Origin of the sequence: Paraburkholderia sediminicola (assembly GCF_046027355.1) — a bacterium.
Taxonomy (GTDB): Bacteria; Pseudomonadota; Gammaproteobacteria; order Burkholderiales; family Burkholderiaceae; genus Paraburkholderia; species Paraburkholderia sediminicola_B.
The window spans coordinates 41,317-60,134 of the sequence record NZ_JAQQEK010000044.1; the positions used below are offsets into that span (position 1 = coordinate 41,317).

General features: G+C 62.9%; 18 protein-coding genes. 15 read left to right on the forward strand and 3 right to left on the reverse strand.

Translation table 11 applies throughout. The annotated features are described in order from the left end of the window. Positions 1–70: 70 nt before the first annotated feature. The gene (locus PQR42_RS40665; RefSeq protein ID WP_408389165.1) at positions 71–1,765 is read right to left on the reverse strand and encodes an acid phosphatase; all 1,695 of its coding nucleotides are present in this window, start codon (positions 1,763–1,765) and stop codon (positions 71–73) included. 98 nt (positions 1,766–1,863) lie between these two features. Next, on the reverse strand, positions 1,864–2,151 hold the full coding sequence (locus tag PQR42_RS40670; protein WP_408213719.1) for a hypothetical protein: 288 nt from the start codon (positions 2,149–2,151) through the stop codon (positions 1,864–1,866). Positions 2,152–2,428: 277 nt separating this feature from the next. Between PQR42_RS40670 and PQR42_RS40675 the strand changes: the two genes are divergently transcribed. Then, positions 2,429–3,403, forward strand: coding sequence for an IclR family transcriptional regulator (locus PQR42_RS40675; protein ID WP_408389163.1), 975 nt, complete (start codon positions 2,429–2,431; stop codon positions 3,401–3,403). A gap of 103 nt (positions 3,404–3,506) precedes the next feature. Here PQR42_RS40675 and PQR42_RS40680 read toward each other — a convergent pair whose 3' ends face one another. Next, complete coding sequence (locus PQR42_RS40680) at positions 3,507–4,580, reverse strand: porin (RefSeq protein WP_408213725.1); 1,074 nt, start codon at positions 4,578–4,580, stop codon at positions 3,507–3,509. Between the two features lie 441 nt (positions 4,581–5,021). Between PQR42_RS40680 and PQR42_RS40685 the strand changes: the two genes are divergently transcribed. Genes PQR42_RS40685 through PQR42_RS40750 form a run of 14 tightly spaced genes read left to right on the forward strand, consistent with a single transcriptional unit; the run spans position 5,022 to position 18,422 of the window. Beyond that, the gene (locus tag PQR42_RS40685) at positions 5,022–5,336 is read left to right on the forward strand and encodes a non-heme iron oxygenase ferredoxin subunit (RefSeq protein ID WP_091805463.1); all 315 of its coding nucleotides are present in this window, start codon (positions 5,022–5,024) and stop codon (positions 5,334–5,336) included. A 1-nt stretch (position 5,337) separates the two neighbouring features. Then, positions 5,338–5,649, forward strand: coding sequence for a recombinase-like helix-turn-helix domain-containing protein (locus PQR42_RS40690; RefSeq protein ID WP_408177561.1), 312 nt, complete (start codon positions 5,338–5,340; stop codon positions 5,647–5,649). A 48-nt stretch (positions 5,650–5,697) separates the two neighbouring features. Next, positions 5,698–6,792, forward strand: coding sequence for an aromatic ring-hydroxylating dioxygenase subunit alpha (locus PQR42_RS40695; RefSeq protein ID WP_408213729.1), 1,095 nt, complete (start codon positions 5,698–5,700; stop codon positions 6,790–6,792). Then, positions 6,785–7,552 (forward strand): SDR family oxidoreductase, encoded by a 768-nt coding sequence (locus tag PQR42_RS40700; protein WP_408389161.1) that lies wholly within the window; start codon positions 6,785–6,787, stop codon positions 7,550–7,552. The genes PQR42_RS40695 and PQR42_RS40700 overlap by 8 nt, the downstream gene beginning before the upstream one ends. Positions 7,553–7,578: 26 nt before the next feature. After that, positions 7,579–8,106 carry a cupin domain-containing protein gene (locus PQR42_RS40705; protein ID WP_408177558.1) on the forward strand — a complete coding sequence of 176 codons (528 nt, stop codon included), beginning with the start codon at positions 7,579–7,581 and terminating at the stop codon, positions 8,104–8,106. A 38-nt stretch (positions 8,107–8,144) separates the two neighbouring features. Beyond that, positions 8,145–9,044 carry an alpha/beta fold hydrolase gene (locus tag PQR42_RS40710; RefSeq protein WP_408389159.1) on the forward strand — a complete coding sequence of 300 codons (900 nt, stop codon included), beginning with the start codon at positions 8,145–8,147 and terminating at the stop codon, positions 9,042–9,044. Further along, the gene (locus PQR42_RS40715) at positions 9,045–9,941 is read left to right on the forward strand and encodes an IclR family transcriptional regulator (protein WP_408389157.1); all 897 of its coding nucleotides are present in this window, start codon (positions 9,045–9,047) and stop codon (positions 9,939–9,941) included. Further along, positions 9,941–10,738 carry an SDR family oxidoreductase gene (locus PQR42_RS40720; protein WP_408389155.1) on the forward strand — a complete coding sequence of 266 codons (798 nt, stop codon included), beginning with the start codon at positions 9,941–9,943 and terminating at the stop codon, positions 10,736–10,738. Before PQR42_RS40715 ends, PQR42_RS40720 begins: the two co-directional genes overlap by 1 nt. Further along, complete coding sequence (locus PQR42_RS40725; protein ID WP_408389153.1) at positions 10,731–12,389, forward strand: thiamine pyrophosphate-binding protein; 1,659 nt, start codon at positions 10,731–10,733, stop codon at positions 12,387–12,389. The genes PQR42_RS40720 and PQR42_RS40725 overlap by 8 nt, the downstream gene beginning before the upstream one ends. Next, on the forward strand, positions 12,382–13,212 hold the full coding sequence (locus PQR42_RS40730; protein ID WP_408389151.1) for an aspartate dehydrogenase: 831 nt from the start codon (positions 12,382–12,384) through the stop codon (positions 13,210–13,212). The genes PQR42_RS40725 and PQR42_RS40730 overlap by 8 nt, the downstream gene beginning before the upstream one ends. Before the next feature lie 40 nt (positions 13,213–13,252). Continuing rightward, positions 13,253–14,743, forward strand: coding sequence for an aldehyde dehydrogenase (locus tag PQR42_RS40735; RefSeq protein ID WP_408389289.1), 1,491 nt, complete (start codon positions 13,253–13,255; stop codon positions 14,741–14,743). A gap of 26 nt (positions 14,744–14,769) precedes the next feature. Further along, complete coding sequence (locus PQR42_RS40740; RefSeq protein ID WP_408213747.1) at positions 14,770–15,735, forward strand: VOC family protein; 966 nt, start codon at positions 14,770–14,772, stop codon at positions 15,733–15,735. Beyond that, positions 15,728–16,993: an NAD(P)/FAD-dependent oxidoreductase gene (locus tag PQR42_RS40745; protein ID WP_408389149.1), complete on the forward strand. Its 1,266-nt coding sequence runs from the start codon at positions 15,728–15,730 to the stop codon at positions 16,991–16,993. The genes PQR42_RS40740 and PQR42_RS40745 overlap by 8 nt, the downstream gene beginning before the upstream one ends. 25 nt (positions 16,994–17,018) lie before the next feature. Beyond that, on the forward strand, positions 17,019–18,422 hold the full coding sequence (locus PQR42_RS40750) for an MFS transporter (protein ID WP_408213753.1): 1,404 nt from the start codon (positions 17,019–17,021) through the stop codon (positions 18,420–18,422). The last annotated feature ends 396 nt before the right edge of the window (positions 18,423–18,818 follow it).

Consider the following 18,818-nt stretch of genomic DNA (forward strand, 5'->3'; position numbering starts at 1 on the left):
TTCGCGTCGAAACGCCGGCGGGGCGGCTGCCGGCGTTTCAACTCTCACGAACTCTCGAATTCTCAAACGTTCAAGCCAGATCCAACGGCGCTGTCAAATCCCCCAGCGGCGCGAGCCCGTTGCTCGCAAATGCCCGATCGCGTGCCACCACGCCGTCGAGCGGCGCGAGGCCATGCACACGGCTGATCAGTCGAAGAATCGAATTGGTGTCGTACACCGTGTGATCGACGTAGCCCTTCTTCGCCAGCGGCGATATCACCAGCGCGGGAATCCGCGAGCCCGGACCCCAGCGATCGCCCTTCGGCGGCGATACGTGGTCCCACCAGCCGCCGTTCTCGTCGACGGTGACGATCACGACCGTATTCGCCCACTGCGGCCCGCGTTGAATATGCTCGATCACCGTCGCAATGTGACGGTCGCCCGATTCGACGTCCGCGTAACCCGCGTGCATGTTCAGATCGCCTTGCGGCTTGTAGAACGCGACTGTCGGTAAGCGCCCTGCATCGATATCCGCGATCAGATGGTTGGTCGACGCGTCGTTGCCGAGGCCGCCATCGCGCAGATACTTGCGCCGTGTCGCCGTGCCCGGCGCGTAATTGGCGAAGTAGTTGAACGGCTGGTGGTGATACTGGAAGTCGGGTACCGCGCCCGTATCCTGATGCTCCAACGCGTACTGCCAGGCGCCGCTGTACCACGCCCAGTCGACACCCTTGTCCGTCAAACGGTCGCCGATCGTCGCGTAATTCTGCGGCGGTAGCACGCGCGGATTCGACAGGTCCGCGAAGGCTGGATTGCCGCCTTCGGCCGGCCGCACGTTGCTCGGCTGATACGGCGGCGCCATGGTGTTGACGGCGTAGCCGTCGGCGGTGAACGCGCCGTCGTTGACGAATTTCGGCGGGCCGTCGAGTGCGGACGCGGGCGACTCCTCCGACTGCTTCAACCGCGTGCCGGTCGGATCGTCACCGTCGACCACCGACACCATCTTCTTCGCCGGGCTGTTCTGGATGTCGGGATAGAACGGTGCCTGCGCCGAGATCAGAAAGATGTGGTTCAGCCACGAGCCGCCGAAGGCCGCCATGAAAAAGTTGTCACACAGTGTGTACTGCTGCGCGAGATTCCACAGACGCAGTGTGTCGGCGGAATTACGGTAGTGCCCCATCACCAGGCCGCCGGAATCGCCCCATGCGGCGAACTGGTTATTGCGGCCGGCGTTGATCTGCATCTGATTCTGATAGAAGCGATGCACGAGATCGCGCGTGATCACGCCGGTCGGCAGCGGCGCGCCCTGCGCGTCGGTGATATGGAAAGGTCGGTTGTGCAGGTTGACGATATCCTTCTGGCCGATCATGTAGCGCTTGCCGTCCACTTCCTGCGCTTGCGGCACGAGGCCGCCCCAGATGGCCGGCAAGCGCGGCAGCGGCGTCTTGCCGTCGCGATCGAGTTGCAGATAGCGCTCGGCGCTCACGGCATCGAGCGGATGCTGGACGCCGGGGAAATTGCCGTACAGGTTCGCGAAGCTGCGGTTCTCCGCGTAGATCACCACGATGTGCTTCACCTGATCGTGGAGCGCGGCGTCGAGGCGCAGGTCGGCGGCGCTGCGCGGTGCGCCAGTGCTCGACATGCTTTGGTCGGTTTTGCAGCCCGTTAGCGCCAGTCCGATACCGACCGCTGCCAGGCCGGTAAGGACTCGGCGGCGTTCTGGGTCGTCGGGGGCGTTATCGGCGTTGTTGGCGTTCGGCGGCAGGGTGGAGTCGTGATCGGTCATCGGTAGGTTCCGAAGTGGCTGTGACGGACGCTAGAGCGCCGCTCGGAGCGGCGTGCGCGCGGCACCGGTTGCGGATTCGAAGCGGCGAAAGATGCAGACTAGGGCAGCCGGCGCTTCACGCGCCAACTGTGATGCGTGGCGTCGACGGCAAGCAGAAGCCAGTGCCGCGTGTCGACGGGGTGACGCTTTTGCGTGGCATAGCGGTCGACCATCAATTCGAGCTCGTCGAGCGCTCGGCGGTGGCAGGTGGCATTGGCGCCGGAACCATCCGCGAATTCGACGACGGCGGCTGCCCCCCGGGCCGGCTCGGGCAAGTGCGTGATGCGCACCGCGCAGCCCGGATAGAGGTGCGAGTCGGCAACCTGAATCTGAATGGAATCGGACATGGGCGTGGCCTCCGGACGCTTGGGCGGAGCGAATGCGCGGCGGCGAGGCCTCGCGCAATGGACCGCTTGAAAGCATAGCACCGCGTTAAACGGTGGCGGTGCAGCAATTGACATGGTTAACCACGATTCCGCGCACCGCATACGCTTCGCGATGGTCGACGATCGCACGCTTGCGGCCACGGCGTCGCGCAAGAAATCGCGAAGGCGATGAAGGCGGCGCGCGCCACGCGCTATCATGCTGATCTGACCTTGATGAACAGCAGAAACGGCAGCCAAGATGGCAAAAGAAGAGCAGACAGGAGCGGGACGCAAGCACGCCAAGCCACGCGGTGCGGCAATCTCGATTTCGCAGGACGACGCGTTGCCGCCGGCCCAGGCGAACGACGCCGAGTCCCCGGATTCCACCGACGAAGAGAGCGCCGGCGGATCGACTTATCTCGTGCCGGGCCTCGAGCGCGGCCTGCGCATTCTGGCGGAATTCAGCGCGCGTGAGCCGGTGCTCGGCGCGCCCGAATTGTCCAAGCGCATTGGCATTCCGCGCACCACCACGTTCCGTTTATTGCAGACACTGGAAGCGCTCGGCTTTCTCGAGCGCGTCAACGGCGACCGCTATTTCCGCCTGAGCGTCGCGGTGTTGAGGCTCGGCTTCGAATATCTGAGCTCGCTCGAATTGACCGATGTCGGCACGCCGATTCTCGAACGCCTGCGCGATGCGACCGGTCTGAGCACGCATCTGCTGATCCGCGATCAGCGCGACGTGGTGTTCGTCGCCAAGGCGCAAACCCATGCGCCGATGTTCAGCTCGGTGAAGGTGCATGTCGGCACGCGTTTGCCGGCGCATGCGACGGTCCACGGTCAGGTGTTGATGGGCGATCTGAGCTTCGAGGAATTGCGTCAGTTGTATCCGGAGCCGCAACTCGAACGTTTCACCGAACGCACACCGGCCACCGTCGAAGAACTGTATGGAAGAGTGCGCGAAAGCGCGGCGCTCGGTTATGCGTTGAGCGAAGCGTCGTTCGAGCGGGGTATTTCGGTGGTGAGCGCGCCGGTGCGTGACCAGAGCGGCAAGATCGCGGCGGCGTTGACTGTCACGATTCCACGTTCGGATATCGGCGAAGCCGAAGAGCGCGAGCCGCTCATCATCGCGGTTTGCCAGGCGGCGCTCGAACTGTCCGAGCGACTCAGCTACCGGCCGCGTCCGGACGATCCGACTGCGATTCAGGCTCGCCGCAAGCAGGTAGCGGCGGGCTGATTCCGCTTCCTTCTATTTCAGCATTCACTTCAGCGATGGTCCGGCTGCGTTCACAGCCGGACTATCCGCTTCAGATCACAGTCCCAGCATTCCCAGCAGAACCTCAGAACGAGTGATGGATGCCGGTCAGAATGATCGTCTGGTTCCGTCCACTCGATACACCCGCCGTAAAGAACGCCGCATCCGTGTTTGAACCGGCGCGCTCATACAGCGCGTTGACGTACAACTGCGTCGACTTCGACAGCGCGTAGATATCGCCGATCTCGAACTGCGTCCAGCGATGTCCCGCCAGCGTCGTCGTGGCAGCGCCGCCGGCCACGCTGTTGAATGGCGTGAACTGATAATTCGCTCCGACGTCGTAGCTCTGATACGTGTCCGAGTGTCCGCCCGACTCCAGCTTCACGCGCGTGTACAGACCGTGCACCAGCAGCTTGCCGAACTGGTATGACGCGCCCGCGCCCATGTTCTCGACCTTGTCCGCGGTGTAATTGGCCGCAGCCACGCCCTGGAAGTTGGTGATGCCCGTTGTGACGATCGACGGCGTGCGATTGTGCTCGTTCGCATACGTCGCGCCAGCCTTGAACGGACCGTTCGCATAGCTAAGCGCAAAGCTCAGTGTCTTGCCGGTCGAGAAATTGGTCGTGTTGCCGAGACCCATCATTGCGCCGACCTGGAAGCCGCTGAAACTCGCCGAGCGGAATTTCACCGAATTGTCGAACGGCACCACACCGGTGTCGGCGAGTTCGTCGATATTGCCCGGGTGAAACGCGTACCAACTGGCGGCCAGATAAGCCGTGCTCAGCGGACCCAACACGTCGAAGCTGAACGGCGTCTGATGACCGAGTGTCACCGTTCCTATCGCGTCTGAACTCAATCCGACAAAAGCTTGGCGATTGAACAGCACGCCGGGTTTAGCGAACGCGCCGGTGTTCGTATAGAAGCCGTTTTCCAACTGGAAGACTGTCTTCAGGCCGCCGCCCAGATCTTCCACGCCCTTCAGGCCCCAGCGGTCAGGCTGCATGTTGCCCTGTTCTTCCATCCACTTCGAATGGCCGCCTACATTGCTGATATACGCGACACCGGCATCCAGGCTGCCGTATAGCGTCACACTGCTCTGCGCCCATGCGCCTGTCGTTGCGCAGATTGCCGTCAAGCCGGCCGCAATGATGTGCTTCACCGTTGGTTCTCCTGATCACGCGACGGGTAGCTCTCGCCAGATTCGTCGTCCCTGATCCTTGCTTTGGGTTGAATGCAGCTCTGGGGTTTATGCGCCAAAACTGCTACGCTTTATGTTCCACCTATGGGCGTCTGTATCGCCTATGGAAAAGTATAGTGAGTCTGAAAGTGGTCAAAATAAATTTTCGGACCCCGTACAAACCCGCATAAGGGTCGCCGGGTGTGTCGGGAAATATTGCTCAAACCCAAGCCTGACAAGGCTCAACAAGCACCGCGCGCGTTCGCGCCGGTTCACGCAACGTTGTGTTGCGAGCGCCACACTCGGTGTTTTCCCCTACCAGTCCAGATTTTTATTTTCTCTGGTCGAAGCCGCTCCTATAATTATCCATACACGAACTGATGTTCCTTATATGGAACATAGAGCTTCAGGAGAAGGCGAGAAATGACTGAACAATGGCGCTGCGCCGGCCATGCCGGCGACCTGTCCGATGACGCGCCGCTCGAGTTCAAGCTCGACGGCACCGAAATCGGCATCTACAAGGTGGGCGATGCGCTGTACGCGCTGGAAAACGTCTGCCCCCATGCGTACGCGTTGCTGACGCAGGGCTTTATCGACGGCGACACCGTCGAGTGCCCGCTGCACGAAGCCGTGTTCCATATCCCGACCGGCAAATGCTTGAAAGAGCCCGGTGGCCGCGACCTGAAGATGTACTCGGTGCGTCTCGCCGGCGAAGAAATCCAGATCAAGGTGGAATGACATGCGAGAGCAAATCGTGAACTTCAATCCCTTCCTGAAGCCGTGGCTCGCGCCGCAGCCGAACAACGTCGCCGGCAAGGGCGTGATCGAAAAGCCGGGCGAGACCGAGAACTTCATCTGGCAAACGCGTAAGGCCGAGCCGACCCAGTACGAAAACGACTTCGGCGATGCGCTCGAAAAAGTCTTCGAAGCGGGCGCGGTGGAGTTGCAGGAAGTGGTCGACGGATTGAACCGCGTCGGCTTCCGCACGCCGGAAGGCAGTACGTGGAACGCCGACCGCCTCGCCGCCGAATTCCGCCTGCTCGCCGAATAAGCGCGCTTTCCCGAACACGTTCATCGCATCCGTATCCGGAGTCTCTTCATGACGTCCCCCAATACAACGCAAGGCGCGGCCGACCCGATCCAGTCCTATCTGGACAAAGGCCTGCGCAACTACTGGTATCCCGTTGCACCGAGCTGGCAAGTCGGCGACGCGCCCGTCGGCATCACGCGCCTCGGCGACCAGATCGTGCTGTGGCGCGACAAGGAAGGCCAAGTCCGCGCGCTCGAAGACCGCTGTCCGCACCGCGGCGCGCGGCTGTCGCTCGGCTGGAATCTCGGCGGCAGCGTCGCGTGCTGGTATCACGGCATTGAAATCGATGGCAGCGGCGAAGTCACCAAAGTGCCGGCCGTGTCGAACTGCCCGCTGGAAGGCCAGAAGTGCGTGAAGTCGTATCCGGTCGAAGAGCATGCTGGCGCGATCTTCCTGTGGTTCGGCGACGAAGCGCATAAGGAACCCACGCCGCTCGTGTTGCCGGAAGAGTTGGTTGGCGAGGAATACGCGAGCTTCCTGTGCATGTCGAACTGGAAGTGCAATTACCAGTACGCGATCGACAACGTGATGGACCCGATGCACGGCGCCTATCTGCACGCGACCTCGCACTCGATGGCCGAAGGCGACAAGCAGGCCGACATGCGCGTGCGCAAGACCGAAACCGGTTTGATGTTCGAAAAGGTCGGCCAGCGCGACGTGAATTTCGACTGGGTGGAACTCGGCGAAACCGGAACGCTGTGGATGCGCCTCGCGATTCCGTACAAGAAGAAGTTCGGCCCGGGCGGCAACTTCGGAATCATCGGCTTCGCAACGCCGGTCGACGGCGACAACTGTCAGGTTTACTTCTGGCGCACTCGCAAGGTGTCGGGCTGGCAGCGCGACGCATGGCGCTTCCTGTATCGCAACCGCCTGGAAGGCCTGCATTGGGCCGTGCTGGAGCAAGACCGCTACGTGCTGGAAAGCATGGCACCGAACGCGCGCAATCACGAGTTCCTGTATCAGCACGACGTTGGCATGACGCGTGTGCGCCGCATGTTGCGCCAGCGCGCGCAGCAGGACTTCGCCGCACTGGAAGCGCATCGTGCTGAGGCGGAGAAGACAGGCTCAGCGCAAACGGCGGAAGCAGGCCACAGCCATGCATAACGACGCGTCCTTAGCGCTCAACGGCCGGCGCGTCCTCGTGACGGGCGGCGCGCGTGGTCTCGGCGCGGCATTCGTGCGCTCGCTGGTGCAGGCTGGCGCGCGCGTGGTGTTCGGCGACGTGCTGCACGAAGAAGGCAAGGCGCTCGCAGCATCGCTCGTCGAGCAAGGTCACGCGGCCACTTACTTGCCGCTCGATCTCGCCGACCCCGCGAGCATCAAGCAATTCGCGGAACAGGGCGCAGCGCAACTCGGCGGTCTCGACGCCCTGATCAACAACGCGGCGATCACCAACTCCGGCGGCAAGTTCGCCGACGAGTTGTCCGTCGATACGTGGGACGCCGTGATGAACGTCAACGTGCGTGGCACCTGGCTGATGAGCACCGCCGCCCTGCCGTATCTGCGCGACTCGGGCCGCGGCAGCATCGTCAACATCGCGTCGGACACGGCGATGTGGGGCGCGCCGAAGCTGCTCGCTTATGTCGCCAGCAAGGGCGCCGTGATTTCGATGACCCGCTCGCTGGCGCGTGAATTCGGCGCGCATCAGGTGACGGTCAACGCGATCGCGCCTGGACTGACCGAAGTCGAGGCGACCGCCTACGTGCCCGCCGAGCGTCACGAGTATTACCTGCAAGGCCGCGCGCTCACGCGCGCACAAGTGCCCGACGACGTCACCGGGCCGGTGCTGTTCCTGTTATCCGATGCCGCTCGCTTCGTGACCGGCCAATTGCTGCCGGTCAACGGCGGCTTCGTGATGAATTGATCTTGTCGAATCGAAAGGAGAAAGAGATGGCGGACGCCGATATCGAACGCAAATCGTGGGATCAACCCGCGGACGCGAGCTTTGCCCAATGGTTGGACACGCGCGTCGCGCGCCTGGAAACGCGTCGCTATGACTGGGACGCGCTGAAGTTCCAGGCCGACTACGACCCGAAGTATCGCCGCGCGCAAATGCGCTATGTCGGCACCGGCGGCACGGGCGTCGCGAAAGACATGAACACGGTGCCCGCAGGTGGCTTCACGTTCTCGACGATGGTGATCCCGGCCGGCAACATCGGTCCGAGCCATATTCATATGGATGTCGAAGAAATTTTCTTCGTGCTGCGCGGCAAGATGAAAGTGATCTGCGAGAAAGACGGCGAAACGTGGGAAGCGGTGCTTGGCGAACGCGATCTGATTTCGGTGCCGCCGGGCGTATATCGCACGGAAATCAACGTCGGCGAAGAAGACGCGTTGATGTGCGTGATGCTCGGTTCGCCGAAGCCGATCACGCCGACGTATCCGCCGGATTCGCCGCTGGCCAAGCTCAAGCGCTAAGCCTCCGTTTCAGTTTCAAAACACCCGCGAAGGAAATCATGTCCGCAGTCCCGTCCCCTATCACCGATAGCGCCGATCATCACGCCACGCTCGAAGCCCGCCTTGCGCGCTTTCCGGCGCAGCAGATCTGGCTGGCCTCGCAACGCGCGGTGAGCTATCGCGAAGTGGATAGCGCCGACAGCAGCGCGCTGCCGCTCGTGTTGCTGCACGGTATCGGTTCGGGCGCGGCGTCGTGGGTGCAGCAGTTCGAAGGGCTCGGTGCGACGCGCCGCGTGCTGGCGTGGGATGCGCCGGGTTATGGCGCATCCAGTCCGGTCGCGGCCGAATCGCCTGAGGCAAGTGATTACGCGGCCGTGCTCAAAGAGTGGCTCGACGCACTCAGCATCGAACGCTGCGTGCTGCTCGGCCATTCGCTCGGTGCGATTATCGCCGGCGCGTTTGCCTTTGAGTATTCGCAGCGCGTGGCCGGTTTGCTGCTGTTGTCGCCGGCCGGTGGCTACGGCGCGGCGTCGGCTGAAGTGCGCAACACGAAGCGCGATCAGCGTCTGGCGACGCTGAACGAACTCGGCCCGCAAGGCCTCGCGGAAAAACGCAGCACCAATATGTTGTCCGTTCACGCGAGCGAGGAAGCGCGCGCATGGGTGCGCTGGAACATGTCGCGTGTGATTCCGCACGGCTATGCGCAAGCCACGCATCTGCTCGCCAACGCTGATCTCGCCGGCGCCCTCGCGTGCCATAAAGGCCGCATCAACGTGGCCGTCGGCGCTGACGACACCATCACCACGCCCGAAGCCTGCGAGCGACTCGCGCTGGCCGCGGGCACCAAGCTGCAGGTCGTGCCTCGCGCGGGTCACGCCGGCTATATCGAAGCACCCGCCGCGTACACCGCGATCATCGACACGTTCTGTCGCACATGCGACGGACAACGGAGCCAATGAATGACGCCCGACACGATTAACGCCGAGCGCGACGCGGACGAAGTCCGCAATGACCCCGGCAACGACACCACCGGCGACACCGCCTATCGGGTGCCGGGTCTCGAACGCGGTCTGAAGATTCTCACGGAGTTCTCGCCACGCGAGCCGGTTCTCGGCGCACCGGAATTATCCAAGCGCCTGAAGATTCCTCGCACGACGGTGTTCCGTCTGTTGCAAACGCTTGAATCGCTCGGCTTTCTCGAGCGTGCCGACAAGGACCGCAACTATCGCCTCGGTGTCGCGGTGCTGCGGCTCGGTTTCGAATATCTGAGCTCGCTCGAACTGACCGACCTCGGTTTGCCGATCATCGAAGCGTTGCGGACCGAAACGGGTCTCACGAGTCACATCGTGATTCGCGATGGACGCGATGTCGTGTTCGTCGCCAAGGCACAAAGCCACGTGCCGATTTTCAGCTCGGTGAAGGTCAACGTGGGCACGCGTCTGCCGGCATATGCCACGACGCACGGCCAGGTGCTGATGGGCGACATGACGCTCGACGAGCTGAAGAAGCTCTACCCCGAGCCGGAACTCGAGCGCTACACGAAGCAGACGCCAATCACCGTTGACGACCTGTACGAACGGATTCGCGATGACGCGCGGCGCGGTTTCGCGGTCAGCGAGTCGTCGTTCGAGCGCGGCATTTCGGTGGTGAGCGCACCGGTGCGCAACGACACGGGCCGCATCGTCGCCGTGATCACGACGACGATTCCGCGCCACGAGATCGACGCGTCGCTGCTCGACAGCGGCCTGATCGACAAGGTCCGCCGCGCGGCCGACGAACTTTCGCAGCGGCTCAACTATCGGCCGAAGAGTGGGCCGAATGCGGGCAGCAAATACATGAAGGCACTGGGGCTCTGATGATCCAAATCGACTTGACCGGACAGGTAGCGGTGGTGACGGGCGGTTCGTCCGGCATCGGCCTCGCGACCGCCGAACTGTTTCTGCGGGCGGGCGCCTCGGTCGCGATCTGCGGCCGCGACAGCGAACGTCTCGCGCAAGCGGAAACCGCGCTGAAGGCGCAGTTCCCCCAAGCGCAATTGCTCGCGCGCCGGTGCGACGTGCTCGACGCCGAGGACGTAAAAGCTTTCGCGGAAGCCGTGCAGACTCGCTTCGGCCGCACCGACATGCTGATTAACAACGCAGGCCAGGGCCGCGTGTCGACTTTCGCCGACACCACCGACGACGCCTGGCGCGAAGAACTCGACCTGAAGTACTTCAGCGTGATCCGCCCGACTCGCGCGTTTCTGCCGATGCTGCGCGACGCTGCGAACCCGTCGGTGGTCTGCGTCAACTCGCTGCTGGCACTGCAACCTGAGCCGCACATGGTGGCGACCTCATCAGCGCGCGCCGGGGTGCAGAACCTGCTTAAGTCGCTCGCGGTGGAACTCGCGCCGCAGCGCATCCGCGTCAATTCGATTCTGATCGGCATCGTCGAATCGGGTCAATGGCGCCGCCGTTACGCGAAAGAAGCGCAGCCGGGCCAGAGCTGGGAAGACTGGACGGCCGAGCTGGCGCGCAATAAAAACATTCCGCTAGGCCGCTTCGGTCGCCCCGAAGAAGCCGCTCAAGCGCTCTTTTATCTGGCTACGACGCTGTCGTCCTATACGACGGGCAGTCATATCGATGTTTCTGGAGGCGTTGCACGACATGTCTAACAAAACCACCGTTGGCGAACTGATCGCCGCCTTTCTCGAGCAATGCGGCGTTCAAACCGCATTCGGCGTGATCTCGATCCACAACATGCCGATCCTCGACGCGATCCACAACCGCGGCAAGATCCGCTACGTCGGCGCGCGCGGCGAAGCCGGCGCGGTGAACATGGCCGATGGCCTCGCGCGTGTCTCCGGCGGCCTCGGCGTCGCGTTCACCAGCACGGGCACCGCGGCGGGCAACGCAGCGGGCGCGATGGTCGAAGCATTGACCGCCGGCACCGCACTGCTGCATGTCACCGGTCAGATCGAAACCGAATACCTCGATCAGGACCTCGCGTATATCCACGAAGCACCGGACCAACTGTCGATGCTGTCGTCGATTTCGAAGGCCGCGTTTCGCGTGCGTTCCGTCGAAACCGCGCTGCCGACGATCCGCGAAGCCGTGCGCGTCGCGCAAACCGCGCCGAGCGGCCCGGTGAGCGTCGAGATTCCCATCGACATTCAGGCCGCCGAAGTCGCATGGCCCGTCGATCTGGCCGCGCCGCACATCACGACGCTCACGCATTGCAAGCAGCGTGTCGCGCAACTCGCCGATTCGCTGGCCACGGCGAAGCGTCCGCTGCTGTGGCTGGGTGGGGGCACGCGTCACGCGACCCAGGCGGTCGAGCGTCTGGTGGCACTGGGCTTCGGCGTCGTCACCAGCGTGCAAGGCCGTGGCGTGCTGCCGGAAGATCATCCGGCGACGCTCGGCGCGTTCAACGTGCATACGGCGGTCGAGAGCTTCTACAAGACGTGCGACGCGCTGGTGGTGGTCGGGTCGCGTCTGCGTGGCAATGAAACGCTGAAGTACAAGCTCGCGTTGCCGCAACCGCTGTATCGCGTCGACGCCGACGCGCTCGCCGACAACCGCGGCTATCGCAACGAGATGTTCATTCATGGCGATGCATCGGCCGTACTCGAAGAACTGGCGACGCTGCTCGAAGGCCGCATCAAGGTCGATCCGACATTCGCGCAGGATCTCGCCGCCGCACGCGAAAGCGCCGTCGCCGATGTGGGCAAGGGCCTCGGCCCGTACAAGCGTCTCGTCGACGCCCTGCAAGCAGCAGTGGGCCGCGACTACAATTGGGTGCGCGACGTCACGATCTCGAACAGCACGTGGGGCAACCGCATGCTGAAGATTTTCTCGCCGCGCGCTGGCGTTCACGCGCTCGGCGGCGGCATCGGCCAAGGTATGCAGATGGGCATCGGCGCGGCGCTCGCGGGTAGCGCGGCGAAGACTGTGTGCCTCGTCGGCGACGGCGGTTTGATGGTCAACGTCGGCGAACTCGCGACGGCCGTGCAGGAAAACGCCAACGTGATGATCGTGTTGATGAACGACCAGTGCTACGGCGTGATCCGCAACATTCAGGACGCGCAATACGGCGGCCGCCGTTGCTACGTCGATCTGCACCAGCCTGATTTCGCGCAGTTCTGCGAGAGCCTGAAGCTCACGCACTATCGCATCAAATCGCTCGACCAGGCCGACGCGATCATTCGCGAAGGCATGGCGAAGACTGGTCCCGTGCTGGTCGAAGTGGACATGTTGTCGGTCGGCTCGTTCGCCACCGCGTTCGCCGGCCCGCCGGTCAAGGAACAGGAGCCGGAACATGCGTGACGCGGGCTACGCGGGGCATCACGCACCCGTCGACGTCGCGATGATCGGCTTCGGCGCGATTGGCCAGGCAGTGTATCGCTCGGTCGCCGCCGATCCGACGGTGCGCGTGTCGCACGTGATCGTGCCGGAGCGTCATATGGCTTCGGTGCGTGAAGTAGTGGGCGACTCGGTGGATGTCGTGGCCTCCGTGTCCGCATTGAGCAGCCAGCCGCATTTCGCGCTGGAATGCGCGGGACATAGCGCGCTGGTCGATCACGTGGTGCCGTTGCTGAAAGCGGGCACGGACTGCGCGGTCGCCTCGATCGGCGCACTGTCCGACATGATGCTCCTGGACGCACTGTCCGCCGCCGCCGATGAAGGCGACGCCACGCTGACGCTGCTCTCCGGCGCGATTGGCGGCGTGGATGCGCTGGCCGCGGCCAAACTCGGCGGTCTCGACGAAGTGCTGTACACCGGGCGCAAGCCGCCCACGGGTTGGCTCGGCACGCCGGCGGAACAGCTCTGCGATCTGCACACGCTGAATGAAGAGAAGGTGATCTTCGAAGGCAGCGCACGCGAAGCGGCGCGGCTCTATCCGAAGAACGCCAACGTGGCCGCGACGATCGCGCTGGCCGGCCTCGGACTGGACCACACCACGGTTCGGCTGATCGCCGATCCGAACGTGACGCGCAACGTGCATCGCATCGTGGCGCGCGGCGCATTCGGCGAGATGTCGCTGGAAATGTGCGGCAAGCCGCTGCCGGATAACCCCAAGACGTCCGCACTGACAGCGTATAGCGCGATCCGTGCGCTACGCAATCGCGCGGCACGCTGCGTGATTTAAGCCATCAGTTGAATAGCTGAAGCAAACTGGAATGACCGACATGACTCACTTCGATACCAGCCTCGTGCCCACCGGCGATATTTTCATCGGCGGCGATTGGCGGCAAGGGCGTGGCAACCCGTACACAAGCCTGTATCCGGCGGATCAGTCGGTCAACATGGAAATCTCGACGGCTAGTGCCGACGATGCCCGCGATGCCGTGGAAGCCGCGGATATCGCATGGCGCCGCGCGGACTGGTCGGGTTTGAAGCCGCATCAACGGGCGCTGATTCTGTACCGCATCGCCGATCTGATCATGGCGCGCCACGAAGCGCTCGCGCAATTGCAGCGTCGCGATAACGGCAAGCCGATTGGCGAAACGCGCGTGCTGGTGGCGAGCGCCGCGAACACGTTCCGTTATTTTGCTGCCTGCCTCGAAACGCTCGACGAAGAAGTCACGCCCTCGCGCGGCGACTATCTGACGATGAGCATCTACGAGCCGATCGGCGTGATCGCGGCAATTACGCCGTGGAATTCGCCGATTGCCTCCGACGCGCAAAAACTCGCGCCGGCGCTCGCAGGTGGCAACGCGGTCGTGTTGAAGCCGGCTGAAGTGACGCCTTTGGTCTCGTTGGCCTTGGCGCGCATTTGCGAAGAGGCTGGTGTGCCGAAGGGCGTTCTAAGCGTGTTGCCTGGCAAAGGTTCGGTGATCGGCGACGTGCTGGTGCGTCATCCGCTGGTGAAGAAGGTGTCGTTCACGGGCGGCACCGAAGTGGGCCGCGGCATCGCGCGCATCGCGGCGGACAAGCTGATGCCGGTCTCGCTCGAACTGGGCGGCAAGTCACCGACTATCGTGTTCGACGACGCCGACCTCGATCACGCGGTCAACGGCGTGCTGTACGGCATTTTCAGTTCGTCGGGCGAAGCGTGTATCGCGGGTTCGCGCCTGTTCGTGCAGCGCTCGATCTACGACGCGTTCATGAAGCGTCTCGCGGAAGGCGCGCGCAAGTTGCGCGTGGGCGATCCGTCGCGCTCCGAAACACAGATGGGTCCGTTGATTACGGCGGCGCATCGCGAAACCGTCGAGCGTTATGTCGCGCTCGGCCTGGAAGAGGGCGGCCGCCTGCTGTGCGGCGGCGAGCGCCCGGTCGGCGATGGCCGCGAAGCCGGCACCTACTTCCAGCCGACGATTCTCGAAGGCCTCACCAACAATGCCCGCATCTGCCAGGAAGAAATCTTCGGTCCTGTGCTGGTTGCGATGCCGTTCGACGACGAAGCCTCGTTGCTGAAAGAAGCGAACAACAGCGTGTTCGGCCTCGCCGCGGGCATCTGGACGCGTGATTACAAGCGCGCCTACCGGATCGCCCGCGCGCTCGAAGCCGGCACCATCTGGATCAACACCTACAAGCTGTTCTCGATTTCGACGCCGTTCAGCGGCTGGAAAGAGAGCGGCATGGGACGCGAGAAAGGCCGGCTCGGCATCCGCGAATACATGCAACAGAAGAGCCTCTACTGGGGCTTGAACGACGCGCCGCTGGCGTGGGCGAACTAATACGCAAGATACGCAAGAGGCACGTTATGACGATTCTCGGCATTGAACAGATTATTTACGGCGTGACGGATCTCGCTACCTGTCGGCAGTTTTTCGCCGATTGGGGCTTGAAGGAAGTCGCGCACGACGAAACCCAGGCGCGCTTTGAAACTTTGAACGGCTGCACGATTCTCGCTGTGAACGCGAATGATCCCTCGTTGCCGCCCGCATTTGAAGAAGGCCCGACGCTGCGCGAAGTGACGTGGGGCGTGGCCACCAAAGCCGAACTCGACGAACTGCGCGGCCGCTTCGCCGGCCAGCCGGGCCATTTCGAAACCGACGACGCCGTCGGCTGCATCGACCCGAACGGCATGGCGATTCGCGTCGAAGTGACCCGCAAGCGCGCGCTCGACATTCATGGTTCGCCGTCGAATGTGTGGGGCCAGACGTTGCGCGTCGATCAGCCGTCGCCGATTTACGAGCGCGCCGAGCCGGTCGAAGTGGGCCACGTGGTGTTCTTCACGAACCGTCTCGCCGAGCAGGAAAAGTTCTATCAGGAACTGCTCGGCTTCGAAATGTCGGACCGTTATCCGGGCCGTGGCGCGTTCATGCGCTGCGCGCCGCACGGCGGCCATCACGACATTTTCCTGCTGGCGTTGCCTAACGGTAAGCGCGGCCTGAACCACGTCGCGTTCACCGTGCGCGATATTCACGAAGTGTTCGGCGGCGGCATGCATATCAGCCGCTGCGGCTGGGACACGCAACTCGGGCCGGGGCGTCACCCGGTGTCGTCCGCTTACTTCTGGTACTTCCAGAACCCGGCTGGCGGCCTGATCGAGTACTACGCCGACGAAGACCAGCTCACGCCCGAATGGCAGCCGCGCGATTTCGAACCGGGTCCGACCGTATTCGCCGAATGGGCGATCGACGGCGGCATCGACGGCAATACGCGGCGCCAGAAAAACGCGAAGGCGCCGGAAGGCAAGTTCATGACGGAGCGTAAAAATGACTGACGCTGCTGCTGCAAAGGCGCAAGCCGCCCATGCCGGACTCGAAGCACCGCGCACGATCGTCGTGATCGGCGGTGGTCAGGCGGCCGGTTGGGTCGTGAAGACCTTGCGCAAGGAAGGCTTCGACGGACGCCTCGTGATGATCGCCGACGAAGTCCATTTGCCGTACGAACGGCCGCCGCTGTCGAAAGCGGTGCTGGCGGGCGAAGCGGATATTGACACCGTGCGGCTCGTGAAGCCCGACGACTTCGATGCGTTGAACGTCGAAGCGTGGCAGCCGGATTGCGCGACTTCGATTGATCGCGAGCAGCGCATCGTGCGCACGCAGTCGGGACGAGAAGTGCAATACGACCGCCTGGTGATTGCCACGGGCGGCGCGGCGCGCAAGTTGCCGGAGTCGCTTGTGAAGACCTCGCACATTGCCTACCTGCGCACGCTCGACGAAGCCGTCGCACTCGGCGAACGCCTGCGCGCCAGCAAGCGCGTGCTGGTGGTGGGCGGCGGCTGGATAGGTCTCGAAGTCGCGGCCACGGCGCGCAAGCTCGGCGTCGACGCGACGGTAGTGGAAGGTGCGCCGCGTCTTTGCGCCCGTTCGCTGCCGCCGATGGTGTCCGGGTTCCTGCTCGATCTGCATCGCGCGAACGGCGTGGACGTGCGTTTGAACGCCTCGCTCACGATGCTCAAAGATCATCCGAACGACGCTAATCGCATTCGCGCCACGTTCGCGGACGGCTCGACGCTCGACGCCGATTTCGCGGTGGCCGGCATCGGTCTTACACCGCACACCGCGTTGGCGGAAGCCGCGGGCGTGAAGGTGGAGGACGGCATCGTGGTCGATCATTTCGGCGCCACCGACGACCCACGTATTTTCGCGTGCGGCGACGTCGCCAACCATCCGAGCGCTTGGCTCAAGCGCCGCGTGCGGCTCGAATCATGGGCCAATGCGCAGAACCAGGCAATTGCCGCCGCGAAAGCGTTGCTTGGCACCTTCGAGCCGTATGCGGACATTCCGTGGTTCTGGTCCGATCAGTACGACGTGAATCTGCAGATTCTCGGCGACATTCCAGGCGATGCACAACTGGCCGTGCGCGGCGACTTGCCGGGTAAACGCGCCACGCTGTTCCATCTGGAAGACAGCGCGATTCGCGGTGTGATCGCCATCAATACGCCGCGCGAACTGAAACTGTCGCGCAAATGGATGAACCAAGGCCGGACCATCGACCTTGCCACCCTGACCGACGCCTCAACGGCGCTTGCCTAACCACATCTACGGACGGCACAACGGCATGAGAACCATCGACAACACCATGGGGGACCGCAGCAGCGCCGGTGTCTCAGGCCCTGTGACCCGGGGCTCGATCATCGCGCGTCTTGAGCGCTTGCCCAAGAATGCGATGCAGGTGCGCGCGCGCATACTGATCGGTCTCGCGACGTTCTTCGACGGCTTCGACGTGATCGCGATCGCGGCTACGTTGCCGATCCTGATCGCGAAGTGGCATCTGACGCCATGGGAAATCGGCTTTCTGATCGGCTCCGGTTCGGTCGGGCAACTGATCGGCGCGTTCGTCTTTCCGTGGTATGCGGAGCGCAAGGGGCGCGTGAAGGCGATCGCGCTGAGTTCCGGGATCATCGGCATTACCAGCATTGCGTGCGGTTTTGCGCCGACGTTCGCGGCGTTCGTCGTGTTGCGCGTGATTCAAGGGCTTGGGCTTGGTGGCGAATTGCCGGTGGCCGCGACTTACATCAACGAGATTAGCCGTGCGCATGGCCGTGGCCGTTTCGTGCTTCTGTATGAAATCGTTTTCCCGGTCGGTCTGCTTGCGTCGAATGCATTGGGTGCGTGGATCGTGCCGCGTTTCGGCTGGCAAGCTATGTACTTTATCGGTGGCATGCCGTTGATTCTGTTCTTCGTGCTGCGCAAGCTCGTGCCGGAATCGCCGCGCTGGCTCGCTGAACGTGAACGGATGGCCGACGCGGATGTGGCGGTGCATGCGTTCGAACGCGCGGTCAAAGGTCCGCTTCCGGCCGTGACGCAATCGGCTGAATTTGAGGCGATGGCTAATCGTCATCCGAAACGCCGCATGGGCGACTTGTTCGGTCCGGCGTATTTGAAGCGCACGCTGGCCGTGGCGATGTTGTGGATCACCTGCGGCTTTATTCAATATGGTCTTTCGACGTGGTTGCCGACGATCTATCGCACGATTTATCACGCGCCGCTGCAACTCGCGCTGAATCTGGCGGTGGCGGCTTCGGTGCTCGGCGTGGTGGGTTCGCTGACTTGCGCGTTGCTGGTCGACAAGGTGGGGCGTAAGCCGATCATTAACCTGTCGTTTGTCGCTTGCGCGATTTCGCTGCTGCTGGCGGGTGTGTTCCACGATTCGTCGGTGTATGTCGTGGCGACGTGCTGCGCGTTTTCACTGGGTTTCCTCGCGTGCGGGTTCATCACCGCTTATGTGTATACGCCGGAGCTGTATCCGACGAGTATCCGTGCGATGGGTTGTGGCGTCGGCGGCGCGTGGCTGAAGGTGGCTGCGATCTTCGCGCCGGCTATCGTGTCGAAGACGATGATCGGTGGGAATTTGCAGGTTGCGTTCTATATCCTCGCGGCTGTGCCGTTTCTTGCGGCGGTGGCGGTGCATTTTCTTGGTATCGAGACCAAGGGGAAGGTGTTGGAGCAACTGGAGGCTTGAGATTTTTGCGCGGTTCGAGTTTGGTGGGCGTTGATGTTGTAGTACCGCGATTAGCTGGGAGACGAGGGGCGCACTGGGTGGTGCGCCCTTTCGTTTTTTTTGGGGGGGGCAGGAAGTTTCCCATTCCAATTGAGGATCGGTCTTCTATAAATCTAATTCAGCTTTCGATATCGTCCAGGTAGTTAGCAAAACTACAGGGTGTTGTAATTGGGGATATCGATGGTCAGTCTATTTCGAAACCGACGCGCTTTAAAAAACATGTGGCGGGTTGCGTGTACCGGCGCGGTGGCCAGCCTGTTGCCTGTAGCTTCGTCTGCATACGCTGACGAGATCACTTACGGTTACGACCCGCTGGGCAGGCTCACGTCGGTTTCCGTCGGAGGCGCGACGGCGTAC

Coding starts and splice junctions, on each gene's coding strand:
- PQR42_RS40665 (WP_408389165.1), bottom strand. CDS start 1,765: ATGACCGATCACGACTCCACCCTGCCGCCGAACGCCAACAACGCCGAT.
- PQR42_RS40670 (WP_408213719.1), bottom strand. CDS start 2,151: ATGTCCGATTCCATTCAGATTCAGGTTGCCGACTCGCACCTCTATCCG.
- PQR42_RS40675 (WP_408389163.1), top strand. CDS start 2,429: ATGGCAAAAGAAGAGCAGACAGGAGCGGGACGCAAGCACGCCAAGCCA.
- PQR42_RS40685 (WP_091805463.1), top strand. CDS start 5,022: ATGACTGAACAATGGCGCTGCGCCGGCCATGCCGGCGACCTGTCCGAT.
- PQR42_RS40690 (WP_408177561.1), top strand. CDS start 5,338: ATGCGAGAGCAAATCGTGAACTTCAATCCCTTCCTGAAGCCGTGGCTC.
- PQR42_RS40695 (WP_408213729.1), top strand. CDS start 5,698: ATGACGTCCCCCAATACAACGCAAGGCGCGGCCGACCCGATCCAGTCC.
- PQR42_RS40700 (WP_408389161.1), top strand. CDS start 6,785: ATGCATAACGACGCGTCCTTAGCGCTCAACGGCCGGCGCGTCCTCGTG.
- PQR42_RS40705 (WP_408177558.1), top strand. CDS start 7,579: ATGGCGGACGCCGATATCGAACGCAAATCGTGGGATCAACCCGCGGAC.
- PQR42_RS40710 (WP_408389159.1), top strand. CDS start 8,145: ATGTCCGCAGTCCCGTCCCCTATCACCGATAGCGCCGATCATCACGCC.
- PQR42_RS40715 (WP_408389157.1), top strand. CDS start 9,045: ATGACGCCCGACACGATTAACGCCGAGCGCGACGCGGACGAAGTCCGC.
- PQR42_RS40720 (WP_408389155.1), top strand. CDS start 9,941: ATGATCCAAATCGACTTGACCGGACAGGTAGCGGTGGTGACGGGCGGT.
- PQR42_RS40725 (WP_408389153.1), top strand. CDS start 10,731: ATGTCTAACAAAACCACCGTTGGCGAACTGATCGCCGCCTTTCTCGAG.
- PQR42_RS40730 (WP_408389151.1), top strand. CDS start 12,382: ATGCGTGACGCGGGCTACGCGGGGCATCACGCACCCGTCGACGTCGCG.
- PQR42_RS40735 (WP_408389289.1), top strand. CDS start 13,253: ATGACTCACTTCGATACCAGCCTCGTGCCCACCGGCGATATTTTCATC.
- PQR42_RS40740 (WP_408213747.1), top strand. CDS start 14,770: ATGACGATTCTCGGCATTGAACAGATTATTTACGGCGTGACGGATCTC.
- PQR42_RS40745 (WP_408389149.1), top strand. CDS start 15,728: ATGACTGACGCTGCTGCTGCAAAGGCGCAAGCCGCCCATGCCGGACTC.
- PQR42_RS40750 (WP_408213753.1), top strand. CDS start 17,019: ATGAGAACCATCGACAACACCATGGGGGACCGCAGCAGCGCCGGTGTC.